At 36.3% G+C, this 25,658-nt stretch carries 28 protein-coding genes and 1 tRNA gene; 3 read left to right on the top strand and 26 right to left on the bottom strand.

Translation table 11 applies throughout. From position 1 onward, the window contains the following. Positions 1-131: 131 nt before the first annotated feature. On the bottom strand, positions 132-1,136 hold the full coding sequence (locus tag MHB53_RS24790) for a tetratricopeptide repeat protein (RefSeq protein ID WP_340923747.1): 1,005 nt from the start codon (positions 1,134-1,136) through the stop codon (positions 132-134). 346 nt (positions 1,137-1,482) lie between these two features. On the opposite strand from MHB53_RS24790, the gene MHB53_RS24785 reads away from it, so the two are divergent. Further along, entirely contained in the window at positions 1,483-1,644 is a 162-nt protein-coding gene (locus MHB53_RS24785) for a hypothetical protein (protein WP_340923745.1), read from the top strand. Positions 1,645-1,780: 136 nt separating this feature from the next. Here the strand turns inward: MHB53_RS24785 and MHB53_RS24780 are convergent. The 10 genes from MHB53_RS24780 to MHB53_RS24735 form a co-directional block, all read right to left on the bottom strand. Further along, positions 1,781-1,857: transfer RNA gene (locus tag MHB53_RS24780), tRNA-Arg, on the bottom strand. Positions 1,858-1,967: 110 nt separating this feature from the next. Then, positions 1,968-2,477, bottom strand: a complete 510-nt coding sequence (locus MHB53_RS24775) for a metallophosphoesterase (RefSeq protein WP_340923743.1) — start codon at positions 2,475-2,477, stop codon at positions 1,968-1,970. Positions 2,478-2,483: 6 nt separating this feature from the next. After that, entirely contained in the window at positions 2,484-3,089 is a 606-nt protein-coding gene (locus MHB53_RS24770) for an XTP/dITP diphosphatase (protein ID WP_340923741.1), read from the bottom strand. Beyond that, complete coding sequence (gene rph, locus MHB53_RS24765) at positions 3,086-3,850, bottom strand: ribonuclease PH (RefSeq protein WP_340923739.1); 765 nt, start codon at positions 3,848-3,850, stop codon at positions 3,086-3,088. Before rph ends, MHB53_RS24770 begins: the two co-directional genes overlap by 4 nt. Positions 3,851-3,937: 87 nt before the next feature. Beyond that, on the bottom strand, positions 3,938-5,011 hold the full coding sequence (locus MHB53_RS24760; protein WP_340923737.1) for a GerMN domain-containing protein: 1,074 nt from the start codon (positions 5,009-5,011) through the stop codon (positions 3,938-3,940). Positions 5,012-5,160: 149 nt separating this feature from the next. Continuing rightward, a complete protein-coding gene (racE, locus tag MHB53_RS24755) occupies positions 5,161-5,982 on the bottom strand; it encodes a glutamate racemase (RefSeq protein WP_340924976.1) in 822 nt (273 codons plus the stop codon). 10 nt (positions 5,983-5,992) lie between these two features. After that, positions 5,993-6,451 (bottom strand): MarR family winged helix-turn-helix transcriptional regulator, encoded by a 459-nt coding sequence (locus MHB53_RS24750; protein ID WP_340923735.1) that lies wholly within the window; start codon positions 6,449-6,451, stop codon positions 5,993-5,995. A gap of 105 nt (positions 6,452-6,556) precedes the next feature. Beyond that, a complete protein-coding gene (locus tag MHB53_RS24745; protein ID WP_340923733.1) occupies positions 6,557-6,751 on the bottom strand; it encodes a DUF4083 family protein in 195 nt (64 codons plus the stop codon). A gap of 21 nt (positions 6,752-6,772) precedes the next feature. Continuing rightward, positions 6,773-8,248 (bottom strand): PH domain-containing protein, encoded by a 1,476-nt coding sequence (locus MHB53_RS24740; protein ID WP_340923731.1) that lies wholly within the window; start codon positions 8,246-8,248, stop codon positions 6,773-6,775. Position 8,249: 1 nt separating this feature from the next. Next, a complete protein-coding gene (locus tag MHB53_RS24735; protein ID WP_340923729.1) occupies positions 8,250-8,744 on the bottom strand; it encodes a PH domain-containing protein in 495 nt (164 codons plus the stop codon). A 173-nt stretch (positions 8,745-8,917) separates the two neighbouring features. On the opposite strand from MHB53_RS24735, the gene MHB53_RS24730 reads away from it, so the two are divergent. Further along, positions 8,918-9,427: a DUF6147 family protein gene (locus MHB53_RS24730; RefSeq protein WP_340923727.1), complete on the top strand. Its 510-nt coding sequence runs from the start codon at positions 8,918-8,920 to the stop codon at positions 9,425-9,427. A gap of 92 nt (positions 9,428-9,519) precedes the next feature. Here the strand turns inward: MHB53_RS24730 and MHB53_RS24725 are convergent, their stop codons facing one another. From MHB53_RS24725 to MHB53_RS24675, 11 genes are all read right to left on the bottom strand, one after another. Continuing rightward, positions 9,520-10,299, bottom strand: coding sequence for a DUF4367 domain-containing protein (locus MHB53_RS24725; protein ID WP_340923725.1), 780 nt, complete (start codon positions 10,297-10,299; stop codon positions 9,520-9,522). Then, positions 10,286-10,870: an RNA polymerase sigma factor gene (locus MHB53_RS24720; RefSeq protein WP_340923723.1), complete on the bottom strand. Its 585-nt coding sequence runs from the start codon at positions 10,868-10,870 to the stop codon at positions 10,286-10,288. The genes MHB53_RS24725 and MHB53_RS24720 overlap by 14 nt, the downstream gene beginning before the upstream one ends. 294 nt (positions 10,871-11,164) lie before the next feature. Further along, a complete protein-coding gene (gene cysC, locus MHB53_RS24715) occupies positions 11,165-11,764 on the bottom strand; it encodes an adenylyl-sulfate kinase (protein WP_340923721.1) in 600 nt (199 codons plus the stop codon). 17 nt (positions 11,765-11,781) lie between these two features. Then, the gene (locus MHB53_RS24710) at positions 11,782-13,557 is read right to left on the bottom strand and encodes an SLC13 family permease (RefSeq protein ID WP_340923719.1); all 1,776 of its coding nucleotides are present in this window, start codon (positions 13,555-13,557) and stop codon (positions 11,782-11,784) included. A 5-nt stretch (positions 13,558-13,562) separates the two neighbouring features. Continuing rightward, entirely contained in the window at positions 13,563-14,756 is a 1,194-nt protein-coding gene (gene sat / locus MHB53_RS24705) for a sulfate adenylyltransferase (RefSeq protein WP_340923717.1), read from the bottom strand. A gap of 18 nt (positions 14,757-14,774) precedes the next feature. Continuing rightward, positions 14,775-15,683, bottom strand: coding sequence for an AraC family transcriptional regulator (locus MHB53_RS24700; RefSeq protein WP_340923715.1), 909 nt, complete (start codon positions 15,681-15,683; stop codon positions 14,775-14,777). Positions 15,684-15,856: 173 nt separating this feature from the next. Then, complete coding sequence (locus tag MHB53_RS24695) at positions 15,857-16,849, bottom strand: Gfo/Idh/MocA family protein (protein ID WP_340923713.1); 993 nt, start codon at positions 16,847-16,849, stop codon at positions 15,857-15,859. Between the two features lie 483 nt (positions 16,850-17,332). After that, positions 17,333-18,772 (bottom strand): sulfatase, encoded by a 1,440-nt coding sequence (locus tag MHB53_RS24690; RefSeq protein ID WP_340923710.1) that lies wholly within the window; start codon positions 18,770-18,772, stop codon positions 17,333-17,335. 15 nt (positions 18,773-18,787) lie between these two features. Then, positions 18,788-19,603 carry a sugar phosphate isomerase/epimerase family protein gene (locus tag MHB53_RS24685; protein WP_340923707.1) on the bottom strand — a complete coding sequence of 272 codons (816 nt, stop codon included), beginning with the start codon at positions 19,601-19,603 and terminating at the stop codon, positions 18,788-18,790. After that, a complete protein-coding gene (locus tag MHB53_RS24680; RefSeq protein WP_340923705.1) occupies positions 19,600-20,793 on the bottom strand; it encodes a Gfo/Idh/MocA family protein in 1,194 nt (397 codons plus the stop codon). The genes MHB53_RS24685 and MHB53_RS24680 overlap by 4 nt, the downstream gene beginning before the upstream one ends. A 152-nt stretch (positions 20,794-20,945) precedes the next feature. Next, positions 20,946-21,842 carry an AraC family transcriptional regulator gene (locus tag MHB53_RS24675; RefSeq protein ID WP_340923702.1) on the bottom strand — a complete coding sequence of 299 codons (897 nt, stop codon included), beginning with the start codon at positions 21,840-21,842 and terminating at the stop codon, positions 20,946-20,948. Between the two features lie 192 nt (positions 21,843-22,034). Here MHB53_RS24675 and MHB53_RS24670 point away from each other — a divergent pair, with 192 nt between their 5' ends. Further along, complete coding sequence (locus MHB53_RS24670) at positions 22,035-22,868, top strand: phytanoyl-CoA dioxygenase family protein (RefSeq protein ID WP_340923700.1); 834 nt, start codon at positions 22,035-22,037, stop codon at positions 22,866-22,868. Between the two features lie 65 nt (positions 22,869-22,933). Here MHB53_RS24670 and MHB53_RS24665 read toward each other — a convergent pair whose 3' ends face one another. Genes MHB53_RS24665 through MHB53_RS24650 form a run of 4 tightly spaced genes read right to left on the bottom strand, consistent with a single transcriptional unit; the run spans position 22,934 to position 25,650 of the window. Continuing rightward, complete coding sequence (locus MHB53_RS24665) at positions 22,934-23,767, bottom strand: sugar phosphate isomerase/epimerase family protein (RefSeq protein ID WP_340923697.1); 834 nt, start codon at positions 23,765-23,767, stop codon at positions 22,934-22,936. 29 nt (positions 23,768-23,796) lie between these two features. Next, positions 23,797-24,261, bottom strand: a complete 465-nt coding sequence (locus tag MHB53_RS24660; RefSeq protein ID WP_340923695.1) for a hypothetical protein — start codon at positions 24,259-24,261, stop codon at positions 23,797-23,799. Continuing rightward, on the bottom strand, positions 24,245-24,640 hold the full coding sequence (locus tag MHB53_RS24655) for a hypothetical protein (protein ID WP_340923692.1): 396 nt from the start codon (positions 24,638-24,640) through the stop codon (positions 24,245-24,247). Before MHB53_RS24655 ends, MHB53_RS24660 begins: the two co-directional genes overlap by 17 nt. Then, positions 24,637-25,650 carry an ABC transporter ATP-binding protein gene (locus tag MHB53_RS24650; RefSeq protein WP_340923691.1) on the bottom strand — a complete coding sequence of 338 codons (1,014 nt, stop codon included), beginning with the start codon at positions 25,648-25,650 and terminating at the stop codon, positions 24,637-24,639. Before MHB53_RS24650 ends, MHB53_RS24655 begins: the two co-directional genes overlap by 4 nt. Positions 25,651-25,658: the final 8 nt, after the last annotated feature.

Below are 25,658 nucleotides of genomic sequence, written 5' to 3'. Positions count from 1 at the left end.
ACTAACTACTGAATCTACTTTTTAACTGTTAATCCGCTTCCTTATGTACAAAACCGTTTCAGTGTAACATCTTATGGTACGGCATAACCATTATATTATAACATAGCTTCCTATCCTTTCAAGATATGTTGCTATATTATTGGTGAAGAAATTTGTTCTAATTCAGTTAAAAGCATCATTGCATCCTTTAAATCCTCCAGCCTTACGTTAAATTCGGATGCTAATTTTTCTGTATTCCAATTGTCTCCATACATTTCATAGCCTAACCCTCGGTAGGCAAGTGTCCATAAGTTTGCATTATCTTTTTCAAATTCAAAAGGGTAAAGAATAAACGCATGTCGCTTAATCATATCATCAAGTTGCATAAACAATATAGGATTGTCATGTTCAAGCTTGACTTCAAGTGCATTTGATATCGTTTGAAATAAGGATGTTTCACCTACCTCTGACAGTTCAGCAGGTATAAACGTACCTTTGTAATGCATTTTCCGAACAAAGACCTCTTGACTGATTTTATTTTCTCGTAAAACATTTAATATAATCGTTTGTAAAAAAGGATGTGCTTGTTTATCTTCTAACATAAGTACCAAAGAATCTAAATAAGGATGAATATTTTTATCAGCGAGACTTCCAAGCTGAAATGTTTGCTCTTGTAAATCGAGACTATTGAAATAATCATAATCAATTGAAATACTTTTAGCTTGTTCATCATTTGCCAATACTTTTTTACTTAAACCTAATATTGTTTGAAAATGTTCCATTTTTTCCTTAGGTACTTCTTTTTCTTCAAATAACATTTCTAATGTATGAACGACTTGATCGTGTTGGTTAAGTTGAATTAAGATCATTAAATAAATATCGGTGATTTCATAATAATCACCGATTCCCTCGTGTAATAGTTCGGAGGCAATTAGTTTCGCCTCTTCATAAGCACTGCTTTCATACAGTGCCACTAGAAAGGCTGTACAAACTTCATCATTACTAGGGTCTAATGCTTTCGCTTGCCGGAGCATGTTTGCTGCCTCTTGAAAGTCATTTGCTTCCATCCGTTCGATCCCTTTTTCATATAGACGATGTTTTAATCCCGGAAATAAAATAATATTATCTTCTTCTCGGTCGTAGTGATTTTTTTTCATCGCAGTACCGCCCATCTTTGTAAATAAAAACAGTGTAACAAAAGTACGTGTCGATAACAAATTAAAAAAACTTCAATTTTTGACCTTCATGGTTGAATTCACATAGAATCGGTCACGAAGCATAGGTCTTAATAAAATAGTATCCACAAATTGTATGTATCTAAAACAATTTTACAAACAAAAAGCGCGCTATGCTCATGCTACGCTTAATTCAGAAGCACTGACGTATGTATATTGTTTTATTTCAGTTGGTTTTTGTAAAGTGCTGTACTCTTCCTTCACCAATTTTAAAGTGTTTTATATATCAAGTATATTTATCTACTTATAATTATAATGGCGTCCCAGCGTGTCGTTGTATCGTAAGATATCCATCTATTATGTATCCGAACGCCTTGGACATGCTAACATCGAAACAACTTTAAAACATTATGCGCATGTTGTAAAAGAATTAAGAGAAGAAGATGCAAAACGTACTGTAGATATATTCGGTGGAATGGCTAATGTGTAAAAGATGTGTAAAAACTTTTCTTTATCTATCTTTATCAATCGTATACCATGTAAAATAAAAAACGCCCACAAACGTTGATTTAACAACATTTAAGAGCGTTTTTGTCTATTTATAAACTTACTCATAATATACTTAATGGCGTCCCAGGCAGGATTCGAACCTGCGACCCACAGCTTAGAAGGCTGTTGCTCTATCCTGCTGAGCTACTGGGACGTGTTATCTTAACGACATTTCTTATTATAGCTTACACTCATTAAATATGTCAACAGGTATTTTATACTTTTTTTTAAAGACGCTGGTTTTCACACCAGCGTTTTTACTATTTAACCTGCAAAAGTACGTGTTAGCTGCGAGATCTCATGGTGATTTTCATTTAAAAACTTTACAGTCATCCCTGTTTTATTTTCTTCAATGATTGCATAAGATCTTTCATTGCCACCACGAGGATAAGAAATACTTCCGGGATTAAGGAAGAGGGTTCCATCGATCATTTCCGCTCCGAGTAAATGTGAATGGCCAAAAAATACAAACTTTGCATCATATTCTTTTGCCTTATAGGAGATAGGCAATAATGACGATTTAATCTGATGTAGATGTCCATGTGCGACAAAAATGTTAACACCCTTGATTTCCAAGATTAGTTTTTCAGGAAAGCGACTATCCATATCACAATTCCCGGCAACGATAGAATAACCATCAATTGCGGGATCATCAGCTGTTAATTCCGAGTCACCGCAATGTATCATCGCATCTACTTTATTCAGATATTTTCCCTTTAACTCCTCTAAAGCCGTTCTATCTCCATGACTGTCACTTACAACTAATAGTTTCAAGTAAGTTCACCTCTTTTTAAAATAATCGGCGACCAAAGGTTCTAGCTTTTTTAACGCTAAGGAACGATGGCTAATCCTATTTTTTTCCGTTGGCAATATCTCAGCCATTGATTTCCCTGCGACATCTACATAAAAAATAGGGTCATAACCAAAACCATTCACGCCTTCACGTTCCCCTAATATCTTACCTTCACATTTACCCGCCACTACTTCTGTACGTACCCCAGGAATAGCAAAAGCAAGCGCACAATAAAAACGAGCGGTTCTTTTATCTTCAGGTACATCTTTCATTTCCATTAAAACCTTATCTATATTAGCATTGTCATCTTTATCAGTCCCCGCATACCTAGCGGAAAAAATCCCTGGACTCCCATCAAGCTCATCTATAATCAGCCCAGAATCATCGGCAATCACAACAGTGCCTGTTAACCTTGCGATTCCTTCTGCTTTTAAAACAGCATTTTCTTCAAAGGTTGAACCTGTTTCTTCGATATCTGGAAGATCCTCTAGATCTAATAGGGACAAAACTTTCACATCATATGGAAAAAATAATGCTTCGAACTCTTTTACTTTTCCTATATTTTTTGTAGCAATGATCATTTTTTTTGTCATTTTTCACTCTCCGAGATTTGGTGATTAGCGATTAAATTGGACACATCACCAAGTGCATCTTTTTGGATAGTAATTAATTTTTTTATTCCCATTTCCCCAATTGCAAGTAGTTCTTGAAGTTCACTTGCTGAAAATGTTGACTCTTCACCAGTACCTTGTAGTTCGACAAATTTCCCTGCACCTGTCATTACGATGTTCATATCCACAAGCGCTGAGCTATCTTCTATATAATCAAGATCTAATACAACACCAGTATCTTGAACAACTCCTACGCTAGTAGCTGCAAGATAGTCTTTTATCGGAAAAGTTGAAAAGTTTTTTTCCTGATGCACTTTATTCAGGGCAAGCGCCATTGCAACAAATGCACCTGAAATAGATGCGGTTCTTGTGCCGCCATCAGCTTGGATAACATCGCAGTCGATCCACACTGTTTTTTCACCGATTACTTCAAGATCGACGACCGCTCTTAGCGCTCTCCCTATCAAACGCTGAATTTCCATTGTACGTCCTGATACTTTACCTTTTGATGATTCTCTTATATTTCTCGTACCAGTAGCACGGGGTAGCATTGAATACTCAGCAGTAATCCAGCCTTTTCCTTCTCCACGCATAAATGGTGGGACGCGTTCTTCCACACTTGCAGTACAAATTACCTTTGTATCTCCAACTGTAATAAGCACCGATCCTTCAGGATGCTTTAAATAATCAGTTTCTATATGTATATTCCTCAACTCATTTGCTTTTCTTTCATCATGACGCATGTCGTATTCCTCCTAATCAAAAATGAAAAGAGGCGGCGTTCTGCCAACCTCTTCTGTTTCATTTATAGTATATCAAAAATTAATATTTTAAAAACTTCCAGCATTTATTTTTTCAGGACGGGTAACTGGAGCAGTCAAAGTCTCGCCAGCTTCATTCATTAATTCCGATTTCCCGTTGACCATGATAGAAACACTTTCAATACCCTTTTGTTCAGTCAAGGATAATACAAGCGACTGTAGTACCTCGTCCGCAATCACATTTTCTCCACTGCTTCCTAATACTGCCTCATTAAAATTAAGTGTGACATTTCCCTTTTCAACTTTAGGTTCATCTAATAGTTTTACATCATCAACCAACCCTAATCCACTAAAGAGTGCTGTTTGTAGACTTGGCCCTTCGATCAATTCATTGATAACTGCGGTCAAATCATCTGATTGATTATTAGACACACGACGAGTTACTGGTACATAATAGTAATCTTCACTTGCTTGAGCTAAATAATAAAGTGTAAGTGGGCGTGAATTTGTAATATCGACTAGATCGACCTGTTGGGTATTAATCCCATCCGCCCTTGATAAACCTTCCTTACTTATCGGTGTTCCATCAACAGGCATTTCCTCTAACACATATCCATTTACCCTCAGTTCCACCGATTCTACTGAATCAAATTGTGTCAATGTCCATGTAACAGCTTGTAAAATTTTCTGTTCATCCTTCGCTTCGTATTTCGTAAATTCTTCAGAAAAATCTACCACTGCTTTACCATCTTTTATATCTACATCTACTTCTGTTCCAGCGGGGAGTACCGTTCTAAACCCATTAGGTAACATTTCGGTGACAGGTCCTTCAGCTACTAAATGTTCTAAAGCTTGCTTAGCTCTAGACTCTGTTTTTGGTAATGAAAGTCTCTGTGAAACAACTAAACCATTTCGATCAATTAAGTAAAGATCGGTCATCATTGTATCTGTAGCTTCTTCACCTGCGGTTTCTTTCTCAGCAGTATCAGGAGTAGCTTCTAGATTTTCACCCTCCTTTAAGTGAGAAACTTCCTTTTGCGGATCGATTTTCTCTTTATCTTTACCGATGAGACCGCATCCGGCTGAAAATATGCTCGTTGCTAAGATAATTACTAAAGCGGCCACATAAGTCCGTTTTGCCATTTCTACCCCTCCTAAAACAGTTTGTATACCATGTATACGAGCTATACATCAGGAATAGACCGCTTGGACAAAAGTTTTCGTAACCTTAGGTAGTAAACTTCTATTTACACACAAAAAAACAGCCTCAACTAAAGCTGTTTTCGTGAAATTCATATGTGTAGATTCGTTTCATAATGGGTAATATTCGCAAATTCTATCTGCAAATTTTTCTCTTTAAGCCAATCCATAGCTATGCGGCCAAAGATTTGTTTAGAACCAGTTGTAAAAAAAATATGTTTAGGCTTTTCGCCTGATGCATTTAACATTTTATTATAATCAAGGATCGTGCTGACTTCTTGGGCAGTTTCTTCTCCTGAACTAATCACTTTTACTGAAGGTCCCATAACCCTTTCAATAAGTGGTGCTAGCAGTGGATAATGTGTACAACCGAGGACGAGTGTATCAATACCACTATCTTTAATTGGATCAAGCGTTTCAGAAACCACTTTTTTTGCAACACTACTATTATATTCAAAACTTTCTACAATAGGAACAAACTTCGGACATGCTAGCTGTGTAACATTCACTTCGCTATTAATTAACTTTAGTTCATGTACATATGCTTTGCTGTTAATTGTCCCAATCGTACCTAGTATCCCTATTTGTTTATTTTCCGTACTCTTTAAAGCCGCTCTAGAACCCGGTGAAATAACGCCAATTACCGGAATATCCAGCTCTGACCGCATTTCCTCCAATACGACAGCTGTCGCAGTATTGCAAGCAATAACAAGCATTTTAATATTTCTTCCCACCAAAAATTCTGCCATTTGCCAAGTGAACTTTCTTACTTCTTGTTCGGTTCTAGGCCCATATGGACATCGAGCAGTATCTCCTAAATAATAAATTACTTCATTCGGCATTTGCCTTATAATTTCTTTAGCTACCGTTAAACCACCAACACCAGAATCAATTACACCTATTGCCTGTTCCAACATTCCCGCCTCATTCTTTTCGCATATCGTGATGCAGCTTAGATAAACTATCTTTTAGATTGACAACCTCATCAGCAGAAAAGCGTACAAGCACATCTTGCAAATAACCTTGTCGTTTCTGAATTACTTCGTCAATCATTTTCTTACCTATTTCTAGTAAATGGATTCTAACTACACGACGATCGTTCGGATCCCTTACACGCATAACAAGTTCTTTTTTTTCCATTCTATCGATTAAATCCGTAGTTGTACTACATGCAAGATACATTTTATTAGATAATTCGCCAATAGTCATATCTCCATCTTCAAATAGCCACTGCAAAGCAATAAACTGAGGAGGCGTGATCGAATAATCTGTTAATAGCTCGCGGCCTTTTTGCTTAATAATAGCCGCTATATAACGGAGTTCTTTTTCCAAAGCTGCGACGTCTTCTACATTATGTTGCAGAAGTTCCTCTTCTAAAATCATGATCAGCCACTCTCCCTATATTTTTTCTTTGTCCTAATTGTCCCCTTTTTCTTAAAAAATTTCAAGATTAAAGGTAACTGGCATGGTTGATTTTTATATATTACGCTATCTTTTCTTTTGTTCCTCGAGAAGCGTTATAATTTTATCAAGTTTCTTTTCTATCTCATTGGATTGCATATCTTTATAGGGAGATTGGACGATTAATTTGCGAATAAACAAGCCAAATGATACGGTGAAAAGAATTACTAACAACATAACAATTATGATGAACAATGTGCTCGAATTAGAATATGCTTCCATATTAATCAACTCCTTAACAAATTATTTCACAGTCACATCACTTTCACTATACCAATGATAGAAATTATCAGCGACACCCGTAGGAATATCCTGTACTTCAGAATGATGAACTGGTTTTGATCGATTTACCGTTTGGATTGTAGCGAGTCCATACATTCGCTGGAGCCTTGTACGTGTCACAGCAATTTCAATTATTTTATCACGCTTTGTGATAAATACGTCTGTCTCAAGACTGCCACTTTTAAAATAGATAAAATGATCGTCAATCTTAAAGCCTGTGTTCCAATAATTTAGCATCCGCAATATATAAACGAATAAGCAAAAAATGATAGTAAGAAACCATAATCCGGGCTTAAAAATTAAAATCAGTATAGTTGCAATTATTACAAACCAAGGTATATGTAGCATTCTAACAATGAATGATTTCCTGGGTAATTTATTTAGTGTTGAATCCACTCGGAAGTCTGGTAGCAGCTCTTCAACCATTGAATAAGCGCGATTCACTGGCAAAAATGGGTATAATGAATTCGTATCGCTTAGTCCTTCACCTAGGCTTCCTGCGCTTATCAACTTTACTTCCGCAAGGCCGAGGATCCGCTTCATAAGTGATTGTGTAATTTGAACAGCTTGTACATTCCCCTTTCTGATAGAAAATGCATTTTCTGCCAAAACACCTTTTTTAATAAATATCTGCTCTTGATCGGATGAAATTTCATATTTTCCATATTTAATAAAAGTAGAAATCATTCCGTATACAATGGCAATAACCATCAGCAAAATAACAAGAAGCGCAATCATCCACCAATGGCCTGAAAGTGTATGGTAAATTCCTTTTAAGTCAGCTTGTAATTCAAATATCTCATCTAACTTATAGATGAATGAAAAGACAATCGGCACAAACGCGAGAAAACTAAGAGAGGTGAATACGGCCTTGATTACATCTCTTTTTATTGGACTAAAGTGAATCGTTCTTTTTAGCTCCGTTTTTGTCCTTTCAAAACCTGTTCCTTCGTCATCTAACACATTAGCATCCGCTGCATAGGCAACTTCTTCCATTGAAATAGGGATCGCTCGCTCTATTTCATCCGCCTCACCACGAGAAATCACATCAAATTTAACGGAAGCTTCTTCTCCATCAGCACCAGTTTCTAATGTAATAGAAGTAACTGCAAAAATTCGATGAAAAATAGTTGTCTTCTTCTGGATATTTTGCACTTTTTTCAGAGGAACGCTTCTATGTTGCTTGATAAAAACACCTTCATAAATATGTACAGCATTATCCTTAAACACATATTTATAGGCCCGCCATTTAAAAAGATAAGATATGGGACTATAAATAATATATGCGAAGAAAGCTAGTCTTAAATAATAAATAAACATGGATTCAGAACTATATTTCAAGATAAATAGAAAGACAAAAACAAATGATATGTTTTTTATCATCTTCCAAAGATCGAATATCATTTTCAATGGGTGCAGTCTTTTCTTGATAGCCAAGTTAATCCACTTCCTTAATTTTCGCAAAATGTGCGATGCGATCACGAAGTTCAAGTGCTTCTGCTCGTGGAATCATCGGGATTGCATGTGTAGATGCCATTGTCCCAATTTCTAAAGATATAAGACCATATTTCCTTAGAAGCGGTCCTTCACTAGTCGATACATATTGCACTTTCTCCATCGGAATTAAAACATGCTCCTCAGTCCAAGATCCATGTTTTAATTTCACAAATGCTTCATCGACATCATAGCGCCAACTCCTTTGCAAAAGGATCGGTTCAAATACAATCGACCAAATGGCTGACAATCCGATTAAACCAGTAAGTAACATTAGAATAATACCAACCCAATTTACCCAAGAGAAATGATAATCAAGATAAAGTAAGATCGATAAGATAAGTAATGTTGTCACATGACCAATCAAATTACTCAGTCGCCAAACTTTCGTTGCTACAATAGAAATCTTTCTATTTGGTCGTGTTATTTTTTCATACATACAATCACTCCAGTCTATATTACATACGAATGAGAGGTTAAAAGGTTTCCTATACCGAAACTACACGCTTTAATAATCGGAAAATTAATGAAATTTCTGTCATATTTTAAAATTGCAGAAACTTTTCTATACTTTTCAACGTCTAGTTATTAAGAACATAAGGGAGTGAAAAAATGAAAATATTAAAAAGAGTATTAATTGTATTTGTAGCATTCATGACATTAGGTTCCTTCTCACAGATTGGCTTGGCTACTGCTGAATCAAACGAATTGGACAAGCCTTTATCTTCTAATCCCCCGCCGCTAGACCTTAGTATCGGAACAGGTAGTACATTAAATAATATGAGTCTTCTTTCAACTCAATATTTAATGAGTGGTAGTTCAATGATTCAAGTCGTTAATAGTACAAGATTAAAAGTAAGTGGAAACACAAAAGCTTATACCCCTGTAGACAAAATTACTGTCGATCTCTATCTAGAACAATGGGATTCATCTTCAAGCAAATGGAAAACTGTACTCTCTATAGGAGAAACAAGTAATTTTTATTCTACAATTGTTTCCACAGGCAAAGAAGTACAGGTGGTAAAAAGCTACTATTACCGCTTACGCGCAAATCATAGGGTAGTGAAGGCAGGTAAATCTGAAACGAAAACAAGTGTAACTGGATACGTATATGCGAAATAAAATAGGTGAAAGCGCCATGTTTCTTTAAAACATAGGTACTTTTCTATTTGAAAAAAGCTTGCCTCAAGTTTTCACTTCGGGCAAGCTTTTTTTCAAATAGATTTAGCAATGCTTAAAAGTTCTTCTTTTTGCAACTTTCCTTCTATTGAAAAGTAATATATTCCGGATACCCAAAAAAGCTGCTTGAGACCATCTTCGAATTCCACTAAGTTGGCTTTTTGGCCTTTTATCAATAACTCTTCTATCACTACATCTTCTTGCTCTAATACATTTCCAAATGAAAATTGGTCCACCACCTCCATTTGGGTCAGATTGAATCCCTGATCTTTTTTACTATAATGAATGAATGCCTCCTCCGTATTTCCATTTTGGTTTCTCTTTACTGTTATCTCGTCTAATTGAAAACCAGAAGGTAAATATGTTGGTATTTTAACTGAAAAGTCTGCAATACTTTGAGCCTCTTCCATACTTATTTGTTCATATAATTGCTCCGAACCTTCTATAATTTGGAATGTTTCATCTGAATCTTGAATCGATGCCCCCGAATCCGGTGCATCCTTCCCACCCTCTGGAACTCCAGTACCTATTTGTCCGAATAACTGCACAACAGATCCTTGAACCATTTGATACATATGAACAAACCTACCAAAAGCTATACCTTTTTGCGGGGACCATATAATGGAGAATAATAATAATAATACGGCTGCAGCCAATAGCATAGATTTACCGTAGATTTTTTTCGGCTTTCTGTCTGTTTTTTGCATCTTCTCCCATGCTTCAATAGCAGAAAGTGGGGGAGAACTTTCCGTCATTTTCTGATTGAAAATTTCTTTAATACTATCGTCTAGTATTATTTTTCTATATTTTTGCATTGAATATCATCTCCCTTAAAGCTGGTTGATTTTCAATCGATCTTCTTAGCTGTAATTTCGCTCGATGTATACGAGATCGAACGGTCGTTATATTTATTTGCAACGATCTAGCTATCTCTTCATATGACATATCATGTAAATACCTAAGAATTAAAACTTGCTTATGCTCTGGTTTTATTTCATCCATTGTTTGATATAAGATGCTTTTTAATACTCTTTCTTCTACGATCGTTTCTACTGATGACACATATTCGTTATCCATAGCAAGCTGTTCATTTATAATGACGTCTTCTGTAGCAATATCGTTCCATCTTTTTATTTTTCGTAGCTGATCAATTGCTGTCCGAGATGCAATGGCCGCTATCCAAGCACCTAATTTCTCTCCACTTTCAACCGTATGTATATTTTTAAACACCTTAACAAATGTTTCTTGTACTACATCTTGAGCAAGATCACGATCCTGCACTATATAATAAGCTGTAAAATACACGCGCTCATAGAACATTTCAAAGATAATTCTTTCTGAATCACGATCTTTTTTAAGGACTTTACGTAATAATCCTTTGATCAAATCTAACACCTCTCTCTAAGTGTTCAATCTATCAATTTAGTATTATATCTTTTCACACAATTCTACCTCACTTTACCATGATTTTCCACTTGATTATTAAGAAAAGCACAAGTGCCCTAGTCTATACTTACTAGAGTTATGTTTCTAACCTGAAAACCGCACTTAATTTCAAAGGCCAAGATTAGTGAATCTAGCTTAATAGACAAAAAAGCAACCAAGATACCCTTATGGCATCTTGGTTGCTTTTTTGTCTATTTATTACGTTTTTTGAGGAACCTTTTCTAAAAAGATTTATTAGCATAGATAATTTTCTTCTAATAAATAATTTATAACCTGATCTACGGATACATCTATAGGTTGCTTATCATTCTCTATCACTATTTCTGGATTTAGCGGTTCTTCATAAGGGGCACTGATTCCAGTAAAGTCTTTAATCTCTCCATTTCTTGCTTTTTCATATAACCCCTTTGGGTCACGCCTTTCACATTCTTCAATATTACATTTCACATAAATCTCTATGAATTCTTTTGTTTCAACTAGCTTACGAACGGTATCACGATCTTTTATATATGGGGAAATGAACGCCGTTAATGTAATAACCCCTGCATCAACAAATAGTTTTGATACCTCGCCAATTCGGCGAATGTTTTCAGATCTATCTTCAGGACTGAATCCAAGTCCTTTATTTAAACCATGCCTAACATTGTCCCCGTCTAAAATATACGTACTTATTCCATGTTCATGCAATCTTTTTTCAATAGCTACACATAGTGTAGACTTTCCGGAAGCTGATAAACCCGTAAACCATAAAATAGCACTTTGATGCTTATGCAGTTTTTGTCGTTCCGCTTTTGTCACTTGTGAATCATGCCATGTAATATTCGTGGACATCATCGTACATCTCCTCATTTCTAAAGCCATATGATTTTAATCATTGCAAGTGTCGATACCATAACAATTATGTTTAATGGAATCCCAACTTTTAAATAGTCCTTAAACTTGTAGCCACCCGGTCCATAAACGATTAGATTTGTCTGGTATCCAATTGGGGTAGAGAAACTTGCAGATGCTGCAAGTGTTATCGCAATTACAATGGAGATCGGATCTACATGCATTTGCGAAGCAACTTCGATCGATATCGGAAACATAATGACCGCAGCTGCACTATTCGTAATCATTTCCGTTAAAATATTGGTCAGCATATACATAGATCCAATCACTGCAATAAGACCATATGGCTGTACAATATGAACGATTCCCTCTGCCAAAAAGGTAGCTGTTCCACTTTTCAAAAGTGCCGTACCAATACCGAATGCACTAGCTATTAACAATAGTACTTGAAAATGGACTGATTTCATTGCTTCTTCTGGTGTAATAACCTTTATTAATAATAGTAAAATAACAGTTAGGGTCATCGCCTTAAACATGGAAATCAAATTGAATGTAACTAAAATAATCATGATTACTAATGTAATAACTGAAAACCAGCCTTTTCTTTGGTCCTCTAATATAGGCGGTGTATGTAAAGGGGTCGTGATATAAAAATCGTTAGAATGCATTATTTTTCGATCAAAATCAGGTCCACATAATAATAAAAGCGTATCACCCGTTTTAAGTGTGATATCGCCAATTTTACTAACCACCCTTTCACTATGACGGTGAACAGCTAAGACTCCAGCATCAAATTGACTACGAAAATGGGAATCTTTTATTCTTTTATATAGCAATGAAGAATGATGAGAAACAACCGCTTCTACTAGTTGAGTCTGTCCATTCCTCAACATATTTAACGTCAACTCTGAGCCAGTTTCTAATTGCAAGCCCTGCATTTGCTCCAATTCCGCTATCGTAGAAATGAGTCCGGTAAATATAAGACGATCGCCATTTTTAATGATTGTAGTCGATTTTACAGGTGATATTTTCTCCGTATCACGAATGATTTCTATTAAATATAAACCCTTTAGTCTCCGTAATCCTGCATCTTCTACAGACCTATTCATAAATGGAAAATTTTCTTTCACAACCATTTGTGATAAATATTCCCTTGTTTGATCTTTTACCGTATCAGACATTACCCGATGATTAGGTAAAATTTTATAACCGATTATAATGATATAAACAAGCCCCAGTATGACCGCTGGAAATGAAACAATGCCGATTTGAAAAAACGAAAGCCCTTCAAAACCTAATTGAAGCAACATTCCATGTACAACTAGATTTGTAGATGTACCAATTAAGGTTAATGTCCCACCTAGAATCGTAGCATATGATAATGGTAATAAAAATTTAGATGGGGATAGATTATTTTCTGAACACCATTTCCGCAAAATGGGCGTTAATGTAATCACAATTGGCGTATTATTTAAAAAAGCTGAGAACCCAACCACTGGTGTTAATATTTTGAAAAGTGACCATCGCTTGGATTTACTTTCTCCTAATAACTTTGTAATAACTCGGTCAGCAAGCCCACACTTTTGGATGGCGGCCGCAACGATAAAGAGTAATGCAATAGTCAGCATTCCCTCATTTGAAAATCCTTTCAGTGCTTCCTCGACTGACAATACGCCACTTAACATAAATATAGATAATGCGATAAATATAATCACTTCTGGTCGACTTACTTCAAATATAAGCGCTAACATCATTAGAATAATAGTGAGTAGAATGAAGCTAATTTCCATAGTCATTATCATCACTCATGATTGCTTTGTTTTATTTCACTCATACCTTTGATTAATACTTCAGCCACTTCAGGGCGTGAAAATTCTTTTGGAGGTTTTTCTCCATTACGCAACATTTCACGCACTTTCGTTCCACTTAAATGAACATGATATTCCTTATCATGCGGACAAGTTTTAGATGTGCCCATATTTCCACATTGTGTACAATAAAATGCATGTTCAAAATTAAAAATAGTAATTCCCATCTCATCTTCCACTTGACTAACTAATTGCTGTGCCTCATATGTTCCATAATAATTGCCTACACCTGCATGGTCTCGTCCTATAATAAAATGGGTGCAACCATAATTTTTTCGTACCAACGCATGTAAGATCGCTTCTTTTGGACCCGCATAACGCATTGCTGCCGGATAAATCACCAATTGTACACGATCTTTCGGATAATAATTTTCGAGCAACACTTGATAGCTTTCCATCCGAATATGTGCGGGTACATCATCTGATTTTGTTTCCCCTACCAATGGATTTAATAATAAGCCATCCACGCTTTCCAACGCAGTCTTTTGAATATACTCATGCGCTCGATGAACGGGATTACGCGTTTGGAAACCGACCACCTTTTTCCACCCTAAACGAGCGAACATTTCTCTCGTTTCCTTTGGATCCTTGTAGAATTCTCTAAATTCCCTATGTGTTGGGCGATTTAAGAGCCGAATAGGCCCTCCTAAATAAACATCACCTTGCTCGTATACCTTCCTTACTCCTGGATGCAACGTATCCGTCGTACCATATATCATTTTCGCCTCTAGATCCTTGTCATAAACGTATTTTTCCTCCAACGATAAGAAACCATAAACTTCAGCGTCTTCACCTTTGAGTACAATTTCCTGTCCAATTACCATTAAATCGGCTTCTTCTTGCGTAACAGATAATGTTATAGGTATACTCCATACAAGGCCATTAGCTAAGCGCATCTCTTTCACGACACTTAAATAATCTTCTTGCCCCATGAAGCCAATTAGGGGGCTGAAACCTCCAATAGCAATTAATTCTATATCGGAGATACTCCAGGCAGATATTGTTAGTGATAATAGACTACTTGCTTTTTTCATCATATTTTCTCTATCGCTTATAGGAACCTCCCTATTGATTAAAACACCACCATGAGGCTGAATAGTTGATATAGTTTGTAGCGTATCATTCATCATATTTCCTCCATCCGTTCATTTAATCGAAGAATAAGCACTTTCCTTGTATTTTCCTGGAGAGCAACCAACCATTCTTCGAAATAGCCTACTAAAAAAAGCAGGATCGTCATACCCAACCTTTATTGCGACATTGATTACTTTATCATCGGATTCCAACAAGTATTGCTTGGCTTTTCCAATTCTTATACTATGGAGTACCTCAACAACAGTCCGTCCAGTTTCTTGCTTAAATAGACGATTTAAATGACGAGCACTAATATTAAATAAATGGCATAGTGTTGGGATAGAAATTTTTTGATCAAAGTTTCTCGTTAAATAACCATAAATACGCTGGACCAGTATTTGACTCTCATTTTCTTTGCCTGCATGATTGATATTCATCTTCTTTTCGTTATAAATTCGAGATAAGATAATTAATAACTCTACCAATTGCAAACGAATTAACGTTGAATAACATGCACTTTCCTTGTTATATTCATACATCATCCCTTCTAATAAGGAGTGAAACCTACTCGAATTATTTTCACCTAAATTAATGAGATGATAAAATCGTTCACTCTTATCCAAGAATGGATGAATATAAAAATAATCCATGGATTGAGATACGCCTAATTCTTTTAATAAAGAATCATGAATTAAACTAGGGAGAAATAAGCAATTAATAATTTCAAACTTTACCCCTTGCTCAATTTGAAACGTATGGATCTCACCTGGATTAATAATAAATACATCATTTGTTTTTATCTGATATGATTGACCTTCAAAAATATGCTTGGCATGACCCTGGACTACAAATACTAATTCTATGAATTCATGAGAGTGAGCTGGTGGGACGTTTGAAGCGTCATGATAACACCGTTGAATCCAAAATGGAAATTCATCTGTATCCATATACTCACTGCTTTGATATTCCGTTGTAATCATCCTTACTCCCCCTATTTAAAGGTAAAATGAAGTCACTTCATAGATTTTGTAATATATATCGCATTTGCATTTATCTGTAAAGGGTTTCATTTGATTTCAATAAAAAAATGTATTGTATTATTTAAGTATTTTGTTTACCTATTGAATCAATGGATATTACCTCTGTCAAACTATTAGATTTCGATTACTGCGCCATTTTCCATCTGGGAACGTATGGCTGCTTCGATGACTTGTTGAGCCAGCAACGCCTCTGCCCCGGAACCAGTGACTTGTTCTGGCGGGATTGCACTTTTTATCTCAGCTATAAATGTTTGAATACGATTTTTAAATGTTTCATCAAAACCATTCATTCCAGACAATACGGAGTTACGAACTACCTTCAATTCTGTACTATTATGGGGATAGAAGGTCACCCTATCATAAACATCTTCAATCGTAAACCGACCTTGCGTTCCCGCGACTTCACAGTATTCTATTGGATGCCGGTTATCCATGTCATAACTTCCAGTTAGATGTCCTACTGCCCCAGATGCAAATTCTAGGTTGATAGATGCTGTAGACCAAACGGATCTTCCAGGTGCTTTAGTCATAAATGCTTGCACCCGCCTAATGTCTCCACCAAAATAACGCATGACATCGATTGAATGGGGATGAAGTGCCCTTAAATGTATCCATGGACTTGACTCATTTGGATTCCCGATCGTTAATTTCATATTAAGAAAAAGTAATGTTCCGAGTTCTCCATTATTAATCCATTCTTTCGCACGATTTGCCGTGGGAACAAAACGATGGTTAAGATTACATGCAAGGCGCACATTTTTTAATCGAGCATATTCCACCAATTCTCTGGCTTCTTCTATACTATTAGAAAGCGGCTTTTCTACTAAAACATCTTTTCCGTTTTCAATAGCGATCATAGCCGGACCATAATGATGGGAACCATTTTCTTTACCACCAGTAGCAATGCTAACAACATCAATTTCTTCTGCTTGAAGCATTTCTGTTAAATCTGTATATGCCTTGACATTATATCGATTCGCCACTAAGTTGGCCAAATCCTTGTTTAAATCACAAACTGCGACAAATTCTACATCTTGATTCTCCTTATAATAGCGACAATGAAGTTTACCTATGTTATTTACTCCTACTACTGCTACTTTAATCATAAATTACCCTCCTCTCGATTGTATAAAGTGGTTCGAAGGATCATTCCTCCGGACCACTTTATAGACTCTCGGCATTCACCAAGCCGGATGGTACAAGATTTTCTTGTGCCATTTTTTCATTGTCTCCTCCTACTTTTAATAGGGAGATAGTTCACTTTCTAGTAGAATTACCCATTCTTTGTTGAATGAGATAAATAATCTACATACAACGTGTCCGCCTGCAACCGTTGATTTCCGTTCCAGGAGGACGCGTTCCGGGGGGGCGTGCAACTGTAGCGGAAATCAACCACGCACTACCTTGGTAAAGCAACAATGTTTCCAAAACAGCCTTTTAAAAAATAAATATGTGACGCTTCTTTTCCATGTCTCTTCTCTTTTTGAAAACTAATACCAAAATATTCAATAAAGCTTAATTCCCGGTAGGTTTTTGGAAATTCGGCAGATTTACGCCTCGAAATTTCGAGAGTCTATCTTTGTGTGATATTATACTTTTTCTTTTTCTTTTTCTTTATCTTTTTCTTTATTTTTATCTTTTTCTTTATCTTTTTCTTGTAATTGTTGTGCATTACTAATCGACCCGATATGCATTGAATCATAAGCTTCTTGCGAAGTTTTAAAAGGACCACGATCCAAGCCATGCCATTGTAAATTTGTGTACATTGGATTCGCACGCCCAGTTTCACTCTCGCGTTTGGCAATATAAGCATCCATTCTACCTAAGAGCATATTTACAATTTGCGGCTCTTGGTCAGCTAAGTTTATTAGCTCTTTTGGATCTTTAATAATATTGTACAATTCAATTTCAGCTTTAAAGTGAATATCTGGCTCAAGTGCGCGAATTAATTTCCATTCCGGTGTCCGCCAGCCATGTTTTCGCATCCATGTACATTCTGAAATATAAAACTCTGACACCTGTGAAACTCCTTCTTTTTTTTCATTAATCATCGGCATAAGATTTCGTCCATCAAATTCAATCTCAGTTTCGATTTCTAAGAGCTCTAAAACAGTCGGCATCAAATCTTTTATCAGTGAAAAATCTGAGACTCTTTGCCCTGCAGGTAATTTCCCAGGATATTTTAATATTAGCGGAACGACTAAATTATGCTCATAAAGACCATGATGGTCATACCAACAATCATGTTCATTTAAGGTTTCACCATGGTCAGATGTAATGATGATCAAAGTTTCTTCTTCTATGCCAAGTGTATCTACTGTCGTAAGGATGTTTTGAATGCAGGCATCCATGTAAGCTACTGCCCCATCATATTGCGCATCGATATAATCAGAATCTGTGCACCCGTCCGGAATCCAGGAGGTGATGTAATCCGCAAAAGGTTTAAACCTCTTCAAATTATTTAATGATTCGTTTGTTGGATCACATTCATCGCCATCATAAAAAATTCTTTCATACGGACCTGGTGGTAAATAAGGTGAATGTGGATCCATATGCCGTAAAAATAAGAAAAATGGTTTGTCCTCTGAAGATAGTCTTTTTAGTTCAGGAATCGCGACATTATTTAAGTTTTCCGCTTTTGGACAGCGGCCGGTTTCATCTGGACCCCAACCTTCATAATCAATATATTTCTGAAATCCACGGGAAGAAGGGTTACCAGTAAAACCTATGCAAGTTGTATTATATCCCTCACCATCTAAAATCTCGGGAAGAGTCTTCACATGATTGCCTAACGGGCCTTTATGTCTAAGTGCCACTACGTCCGTACCAAAGCAATCCATCCCCGTAATCATCGAAGCATAACCAGGAGTCGTTGGAATGCTAGGACTGAAGTGGTTCTCAAATAAAACCCCACTTTCAGCGAGCTTGTCGATATGCGGTGTTGTTAAACGCTCATATCCATAGGAACTCATTCTATCTCTACGAAGACTATCAATCCCAAATAAAATAACATTTGGTTTCTTTTTCATTCCACATCTTCCTTTCTATACAAGTTTCGGTTGTCTAGCACCCAGTGCCTTTAAACATGCGTTTAAGTATCCGTAACTCTCGGCTGCAACTATCGAAACATCTGCCAATGAGTGATTATTTGCTCCGATTACTTCAAGGCAAATTGGACCGGAATAGTTACCATCAACCATTGCTTTACAATAAGCATATAGATCAATATCTCCGCGTCCACAGGCTTGGTTTTGGATATCACCAGGTCCTGCAGTACGACCTTTACAATCTCGAATATGAATATGTTTTACCTTACTTAATACTTTTGGTAGTTCCTCATCTGGATTTTCATTTCCACGATATATATGACTTGGGTCCATATCAATTCCAAATGCAGGTGCAGAAATTTCAGCCATCGCTCGAAGTGTTGTCTCCGTATTATATATGGCATTGCCAATATGGGCCTTAACACATAGTGTGACACCATAGCTCTCCGCTTTTTTCGATAATCTATAGAGAGTTTCAATAGATTGTTCAAGATCAGCCTCTACACCCGATTTTCCTCCTGGCCCAACATTAACAATTGGTATACCAATGTCAGCCGCCGCCTCGAAAGCTAATGTAAGACGTTCCTCATCTAAAGAGGCTACCTCCATTGATAAAAATTCAAGACCATGCTTCTTTACAATCGAGCGTAATTCATCCGCTTGTTCTTTCCATTGATCAAGAACAAGATGCTCACACATTCCTTTTATTGCGGAAATCTCTACACCATCATACCCACTTAACGCAATTTGCCTTGCCGCAGTGGCAAAATCAAAATCCTTAAATAGAACGGAATTAACACCCAATTTCATCATTGTACACCTCCTGAAATAAGTGCCATATCCTTTACATCTACAATGGATCCTGTTTCCCATGATTGAATGGCTGCTTCTATAATCAACTGTGCTTTAAGAGCATCATCTCCTGATCCATCTATTTGATCATATGGGACACCTGAAGTCAGTTGATCTACAAAGGAATTGATGCGGCTTTTAAATGTTTCAGGAAACGCACGCATTCCGCCAAGATGACTATAACTTTCTGTTTCAATACTTGCTCGTGGATAATAAGTTAATTGTTCACAAGCATCCTCTAAGACAAATCTGCCCTTAGAGCCTACTACTTCACATAATTCCAGCCCATAGCTCGCACCCGCATCATAGCTTCCAACTAGATTTCCAATTGCCCCATTTTCAAACTCTAAAATAATCTGCGTATTAGACCAAATAGAACGCCCTTCCCCTTTCATCATAAATGCAGCAACCCGTCTTACATCTCCACAGAAATAACGAATCACATCAAAGGAATGAGGATGCAAAGCGCGCAAATGGAACCACGGGGAGCTTTCAACTGGGTTATTAATCCACATCCTCATGTTAATCATATGGATTTTGCCTAAACGATCGCCTTCCAACCATGATTTTGCTCGCTCAGCAGCAGGTGTAAAGCGATGGTTAAGATTGACAGCATATGGTACTTTCTTACTTCTAGCAAGGTCAACCATTTGTTTCCCTTCTTCAATATTATTAGAAATAGGTTTTTCCCCGAGCACAGGAATACCCGCTTCTAATATTTCCATTGTTGGTGTAAAATGCTCACTACCATTTTCCTCTCCTTTAGTACATACGCTTACAAGATTGAGTTCAAGACCACTATCTAGCATTTCTTTCACACTATAGAAAGCTTTTCCACCAAATTTACTTACGGCTTCATTAGCTTTTGATTCGATAATGTCACAAATAGCTACGATTTCAACGCTTGGATTTTCTTTATATACAGATGCGTGGATACTCCCAATATTACCGATACCAACAATCCCAACTTTTAAAGTCATCCGTTCGTCCCCCATATTCATTTTATTTTCACCTTTTCCAAATACAAAATTGATATGAAATTCTAGTTTTCTATCGAGTAAACTAAGATAAACTTCATGGCTGATTTGGTCACCTGGGCTTTTGCGATGTAAAAAACCGTCAGGGGTAGTCCATGTCATTTTTCCAATCAACCCGAGTGCTCCTTCCTTATTATTAATAGATCCTTTATTGCCGTTATATTTAATATCGTAGATGCATTTTATTAAATATTAACTAATTTTTGTTAAACCATCATTGTCCATTCTGCCAATTTAATGGTCTATTCAGCCATCCTATGAAAATTTTATAATTCCAAGCTTTGTAACTTATACTCTGTCGGGGTTAAACCCGTGATTGATTTAAAGTTTCTACAGAAGTAGTGAATGCTTGTATATCCCAATGTCAAGGCAACATCTTCCACCCTTTTCGCTTCAAGTAATAATTGTTTCGCCTTTCTAATTCTTTCAAGTATTAAATATTGCTTTGGAGGGAAACCAGTTATTTCTTTAAATATGGAGGAAAAATAAGTTGGATGATATCCGCAAACATCAGCTAATTCACTTAATGACCAATTAATAGCAGGCTGCTTTCGAATGGCTTCTAAAGCAGGGACTATTTTTCTTCTTTCTCCTAATAAATAACTTCCATTTATTTCGTGCCTTATAATAAATGTCAGCAACTGAGTAAACAATCCCCTAAGAATAAATGGAAATCCGTGTTCTTCAAATCGATATTCACGAACAATTTGTGCAAATAAACTTTCCATATTCGGCATAATAAAATGATGTGGAAAAATCACCTCTCCATGATCATCCACAAATAATTTGTAACGAGGGATAGCTGTATTCAAATCTGCATTCGAACAATTTTTAATCCCATGAAATGGATGGGTACCATATGGATGATCTGTGTTCCAATCAAAGTGAATACTCATAAATGTAAATGGTTCATTCTTAGAAGCTACTAATCTATGGGGACTATTCGATCCATAAAACACACATTCTCCCGCATGTAAAATAATCACATCCTTACCAAGTGTAAGTGTGGCCACCCCCGAAACAATATAGACTAATTGACAATCTGCTATGGTCCTTGGCCCCCAAGCTTGGTCAGACCCAGCTGTCATTTTATTGGCAAAATTAATTGTTGGTCTAAGTAATGAAAACATACCAACATCAATTATTTTCTCCATTTCCTTCATAAAAAAGCACCCCTAAACCTTTCACAATTAGTAAAAACATCTGTGAAAAGTGCAAATTTTACTACGTATATTCTAAAGACGCCACTATCTTCTCTTGATATCATTTATTTACAGGAAGAATGTTTAATTTTTTTAGATTTACACTGTTCAAAAAATGACTTTAGTTACTACTATTTCGAAAGGGTGAAAACAATGTTAACTTCTAAACAATTAAAAGAATTCAATGAATGTGGATTTGTCAAAGGTGATGTGATTCTAAATGATGCTGAAGTTGAACGACTTCGCGAAGAACTAGACTTAGTCATGGATGGGAAATCAGTAAAAAAACCTGTTCTAAATCGGAATATGTTAGAGAATGATTCGGAATTTGCTATGAAAATGGCAAAAAAAGATACAGTCGTTCAAATCGTAAATATGTGGATGGCTAGTGAAGCTTTTTTAAACCATGCAGCCAACGAAATATTATGTGAAGAAGTGGCACAATTATGTAATACAGACACATTACGAATCTGGCACGATCAAGTTCAATACAAACCACCTATCATTGGAGGGCCAGGAGATTGGCACCAAGATCATCCCGCATGGCCGATTATTCAACCAGCATCACTTGTCAGTGCATGGGTTGCGCTTGACGATGCATATATAGAGAACGGCTGTATGTGGATGGTTCCTAAAAGCCATCAATGGGGCGATCAACAAAAACATTTAGGTAGTACGCCAGATTTCAAACCATCTCATCAACAGTTAGATCTTCTTCCAGAAGGAGCGAATATAGAAGCAGTCCCATTCGAAATAAAAAAGGGCCAAGTAGGTTATCACCACTGTTTAACTTGGCATGGAAGCGGACCTAATCTCTCCCAAAGAAAACGGCGCGCAATTGCAGTTCATTATATGCCAGGACATGTTCGCTACGAGCCAACAGGTTCACATCCAATGGAACCTTTCGTAACAGTAAAGCCGGGTGAATTTCTTACGGGTGATGATTTTCCAGTTGTCTACAATAAGAAACCCGCAATCAGTTCATAATCCATTGCTTAATAGGTCAAAAGGGATGTCATGGCATAACCGGACATCCCTTTTTTACACCACCTTTATTTAATAGAAATGGCACTTTCATCAATTCGAATAATACGATCACGTACGTCACAAAAGTTGTTTATATTAACGTATTCCATAATAAAAGGTTTACCCTCCGTATATTTATGATACAGTTGCAAAAATACTTGCCAATCAATATCCCCGTCCCCTATTACTCGACCATATGTGTCATTTACTTTACGGTCTTTTCCATGAAAATAGGCGATATGTGGAGATAAATAAGAAAACATCTCTTCTTCCGAATTATTGGCAATTAAATTGGCTGGGTCCAATAGGACTTTAAGTCGATCAGAACCAACTTGATTAATTAAATCGACTGTACGCTTTGCACTCGGGACAACATCCAATACACATGGCTCAAGCGCGATCGAAACACTATATTTTTCTGCTTTCTTCGTTAGCCATTTTAAACTTTCAATAAGTCTTTGAAAATCAGCTTCATACGTATCTGCATTAATCCCCCTATTTCCTAAATTAAATCCACATTCACTCGATACAAACGGAATATGATTCAGCGACGCAATTTCCAGTAATCTTTCAAAATAGTCTAGGTTTTTTTTCAATTCTTCTTCATCAGTTTCCAGTAAATTTGTAAACACGCCAATTGCAGTTACTTCTATTCCATTCTTTCGATACGTTTCTACTATATTCCTACTTTGTTCGTTCGTGAGCGCATTCAAATCTGATCGTCCATTATAAACCCAGTAATTTGAATCGGTTTGAGAAAAACATAATTCTGTCCATTTGAAACCTTCACTGGATAATAGCTCCGCTGTTTCTTTATTACTTAAATGCGGGAAACTTCTCGATACAACACCTACATCCATCTCTATCCCTTCTTTCCATCATTTTATTATCATTTAGATATAATTTTTTTGTCCTTCGGCTGATTCAAATTTCTTCGTAATGCGAAAAAAACGAGGATCAATCCAATCAAGCATTCACCGCTTATTAACAAAATACTATTTATTCCTTTACTGGAATCCACGGAAAACATAATGACTTCGCAAATTAATAATAGGAAAGCTTGGATACCACTTATGAAAAAAAAGTGAGCTAAAAAACTACCATGCTTCATCCCTTTATTGTAAAAATAATGAGCCATCAAAACAAAAACTAGCCAAGTCATTCCTAATATTAAGAAAGTAAAATTATCTACTGCGGGAAGCTTCCATTTATTAAAAGAGTTGTAAAGTAGAATAACCATGAGTGTGTCCCTTATCATAAACCATAGTACCAAGCCAACACAGGCAGATATAGCAGACATAAATAACACAAGGCCGTTAGCTAACACTACATTTTTTTTAACAAGAAACTTCATGTATTTTATTTTCCTTCCATTGGAGATATGTTTTTTCCAAATCAGCCAAAATCACGGAACGAGTTTCTTCACTTTCTACTAAATTAGTTTTTTTTACATACTCCATCAATTGATTTAACTTTTTAATATAGGTTTTTTTCGCGACTTTTTGTAGCTTTATTATTTCTTCTTGTTGGCCATTCTCTTTGAATTTCATATATTTCATTTGAAAATTTCGGGACCAACTTTCGGGGACTTCTCCTCTTGTTAATTCATCAAGCACCATATGTTTATCACCTATATACTTTCTTGTAAAAAAGTTTATAAACCAGATTGCTCCTAACATACATAAGAAAAGAGCTATAACGAAAATGATGATAAGTATGAGAATATGGTTCATATCGCAAGGGTTCCTTTAAGAGCTAACTCGCTTGCAAAATGGCAAGCGACATGATGACCTTCGTTAATTTCGGTTAAAGCGGGAGCTTCTATTTTGCAAATTTCTTGAGCATATGGACATCGAGGATGGAAATAACATCCTGTTGGTGGATTAGCTGGATTTGCTACCTCTCCTTTAAGAATAATTCTCTCCTTTTTTAATCTCGGGTTTGGCATTGGTTTCGCCGATAACAATGCTTCTGTATAAGGATGCTTTGGATTAGAGAACAACTTTTCGGTAGTTGTCATTTCTACTAGTTTCCCTACATACATAACACCTACACGATCAGAGATGTGTTGGATGACCCCCAAATCATGAGAAATAAATAAATAACTTAAATCGAATGTTTTTTGTAAGTCCTTTAAAAGATTAATGATTTGTGCTTGTATAGATACATCTAATGCTGAAACGGCTTCATCACATACTAAAAACTTTGGATTCGTTGCCAACGCACGAGCAATTCCTATTCTTTGCCTTTGCCCACCACTAAATGCATGGGGATATCGTTCAAGGTGTCGACTATTCAAACCAACAATTTCCATTAAATGTTTGACTTTTTCCTTTAATTCATCACCCTTTGCTAATTTATTACAAATTAATGGTTCTCCAATAATATTTAATACTGTCATACGGGGATTTAAAGATGAATAAGGGTCTTGAAAGATTAATTGCATATCCCTTCTAGTATCTCGTAAATCTTGTTGATCTAGTTCCATAACATCCACGATTTCATTATGACGATTTTTAAATTTCACAGATCCATCTGACGGTTCTATCGCTCTTAATAAGCTTTTCCCTAGTGTTGATTTTCCGCAACCAGATTCTCCAACAAGACCAAATGTCTCCCCTGCATTTACATAAAATGACACATCATCCACTGCTTTTACTTGTCCAATTGTTCTTTTTAAAAACCCCTTTTTGATTGGAAAGTATTTTTTCATTGATTGTACTTCAAGTATTTTATTATCCATGCCATAAA

Origin of the sequence: Bacillus sp. FSL K6-3431 (genome assembly GCF_038002605.1) — a bacterium.
Lineage (GTDB): Bacteria > Bacillota > Bacilli > Bacillales > Bacillaceae_C > Lederbergia.
This window is presented reverse-complemented; position numbering and strand designations above follow the sequence as displayed.

What these genes read in the sequence shown, in the direction of transcription:
- MHB53_RS24650 (WP_340923691.1), bottom strand. Translation starts at nt 25,650, where the DNA reads ATGGATAATAAAATACTTGAAGTACAATCAATGAAAAAATACTTTCCA.
- rph (WP_340923739.1), bottom strand. Translation starts at nt 3,850, where the DNA reads ATGCGTCATGATGAAAGAAAAGCAAATGAGTTGAGGAATATACATATA.
- MHB53_RS24790 (WP_340923747.1), bottom strand. Translation starts at nt 1,136, where the DNA reads ATGAAAAAAAATCACTACGACCGAGAAGAAGATAATATTATTTTATTT.
- MHB53_RS24725 (WP_340923725.1), bottom strand. Translation starts at nt 10,299, where the DNA reads ATGCAAAAATATAGAAAAATAATACTAGACGATAGTATTAAAGAAATT.
- MHB53_RS24685 (WP_340923707.1), bottom strand. Translation starts at nt 19,603, where the DNA reads ATGATGAAATTGGGTGTTAATTCCGTTCTATTTAAGGATTTTGATTTT.
- MHB53_RS24660 (WP_340923695.1), bottom strand. Translation starts at nt 24,261, where the DNA reads ATGAAGTTTCTTGTTAAAAAAAATGTAGTGTTAGCTAACGGCCTTGTG.
- MHB53_RS24655 (WP_340923692.1), bottom strand. Translation starts at nt 24,640, where the DNA reads ATGAACCATATTCTCATACTTATCATCATTTTCGTTATAGCTCTTTTC.
- MHB53_RS24745 (WP_340923733.1), bottom strand. Translation starts at nt 6,751, where the DNA reads ATGGAAGCATATTCTAATTCGAGCACATTGTTCATCATAATTGTTATG.
- MHB53_RS24770 (WP_340923741.1), bottom strand. Translation starts at nt 3,089, where the DNA reads ATGACAAAAAAAATGATCATTGCTACAAAAAATATAGGAAAAGTAAAA.
- sat (WP_340923717.1), bottom strand. Translation starts at nt 14,756, where the DNA reads ATGAATGATACGCTACAAACTATATCAACTATTCAGCCTCATGGTGGT.
- MHB53_RS24750 (WP_340923735.1), bottom strand. Translation starts at nt 6,451, where the DNA reads ATGATTTTAGAAGAGGAACTTCTGCAACATAATGTAGAAGACGTCGCA.
- MHB53_RS24735 (WP_340923729.1), bottom strand. Translation starts at nt 8,744, where the DNA reads ATGTATGAAAAAATAACACGACCAAATAGAAAGATTTCTATTGTAGCA.
- cysC (WP_340923721.1), bottom strand. Translation starts at nt 11,764, where the DNA reads ATGATGTCCACGAATATTACATGGCATGATTCACAAGTGACAAAAGCG.
- MHB53_RS24760 (WP_340923737.1), bottom strand. Translation starts at nt 5,011, where the DNA reads ATGGCAAAACGGACTTATGTGGCCGCTTTAGTAATTATCTTAGCAACG.
- MHB53_RS24690 (WP_340923710.1), bottom strand. Translation starts at nt 18,772, where the DNA reads ATGAAAAAGAAACCAAATGTTATTTTATTTGGGATTGATAGTCTTCGT.
- MHB53_RS24710 (WP_340923719.1), bottom strand. Translation starts at nt 13,557, where the DNA reads ATGACTATGGAAATTAGCTTCATTCTACTCACTATTATTCTAATGATG.
- MHB53_RS24675 (WP_340923702.1), bottom strand. Translation starts at nt 21,842, where the DNA reads ATGAAGGAAATGGAGAAAATAATTGATGTTGGTATGTTTTCATTACTT.
- MHB53_RS24730 (WP_340923727.1), top strand. Translation starts at nt 8,918, where the DNA reads ATGAAAATATTAAAAAGAGTATTAATTGTATTTGTAGCATTCATGACA.
- MHB53_RS24665 (WP_340923697.1), bottom strand. Translation starts at nt 23,767, where the DNA reads ATGGATGTAGGTGTTGTATCGAGAAGTTTCCCGCATTTAAGTAATAAA.
- MHB53_RS24700 (WP_340923715.1), bottom strand. Translation starts at nt 15,683, where the DNA reads ATGATTACAACGGAATATCAAAGCAGTGAGTATATGGATACAGATGAA.
- MHB53_RS24670 (WP_340923700.1), top strand. Translation starts at nt 22,035, where the DNA reads ATGTTAACTTCTAAACAATTAAAAGAATTCAATGAATGTGGATTTGTC.
- MHB53_RS24695 (WP_340923713.1), bottom strand. Translation starts at nt 16,849, where the DNA reads ATGATTAAAGTAGCAGTAGTAGGAGTAAATAACATAGGTAAACTTCAT.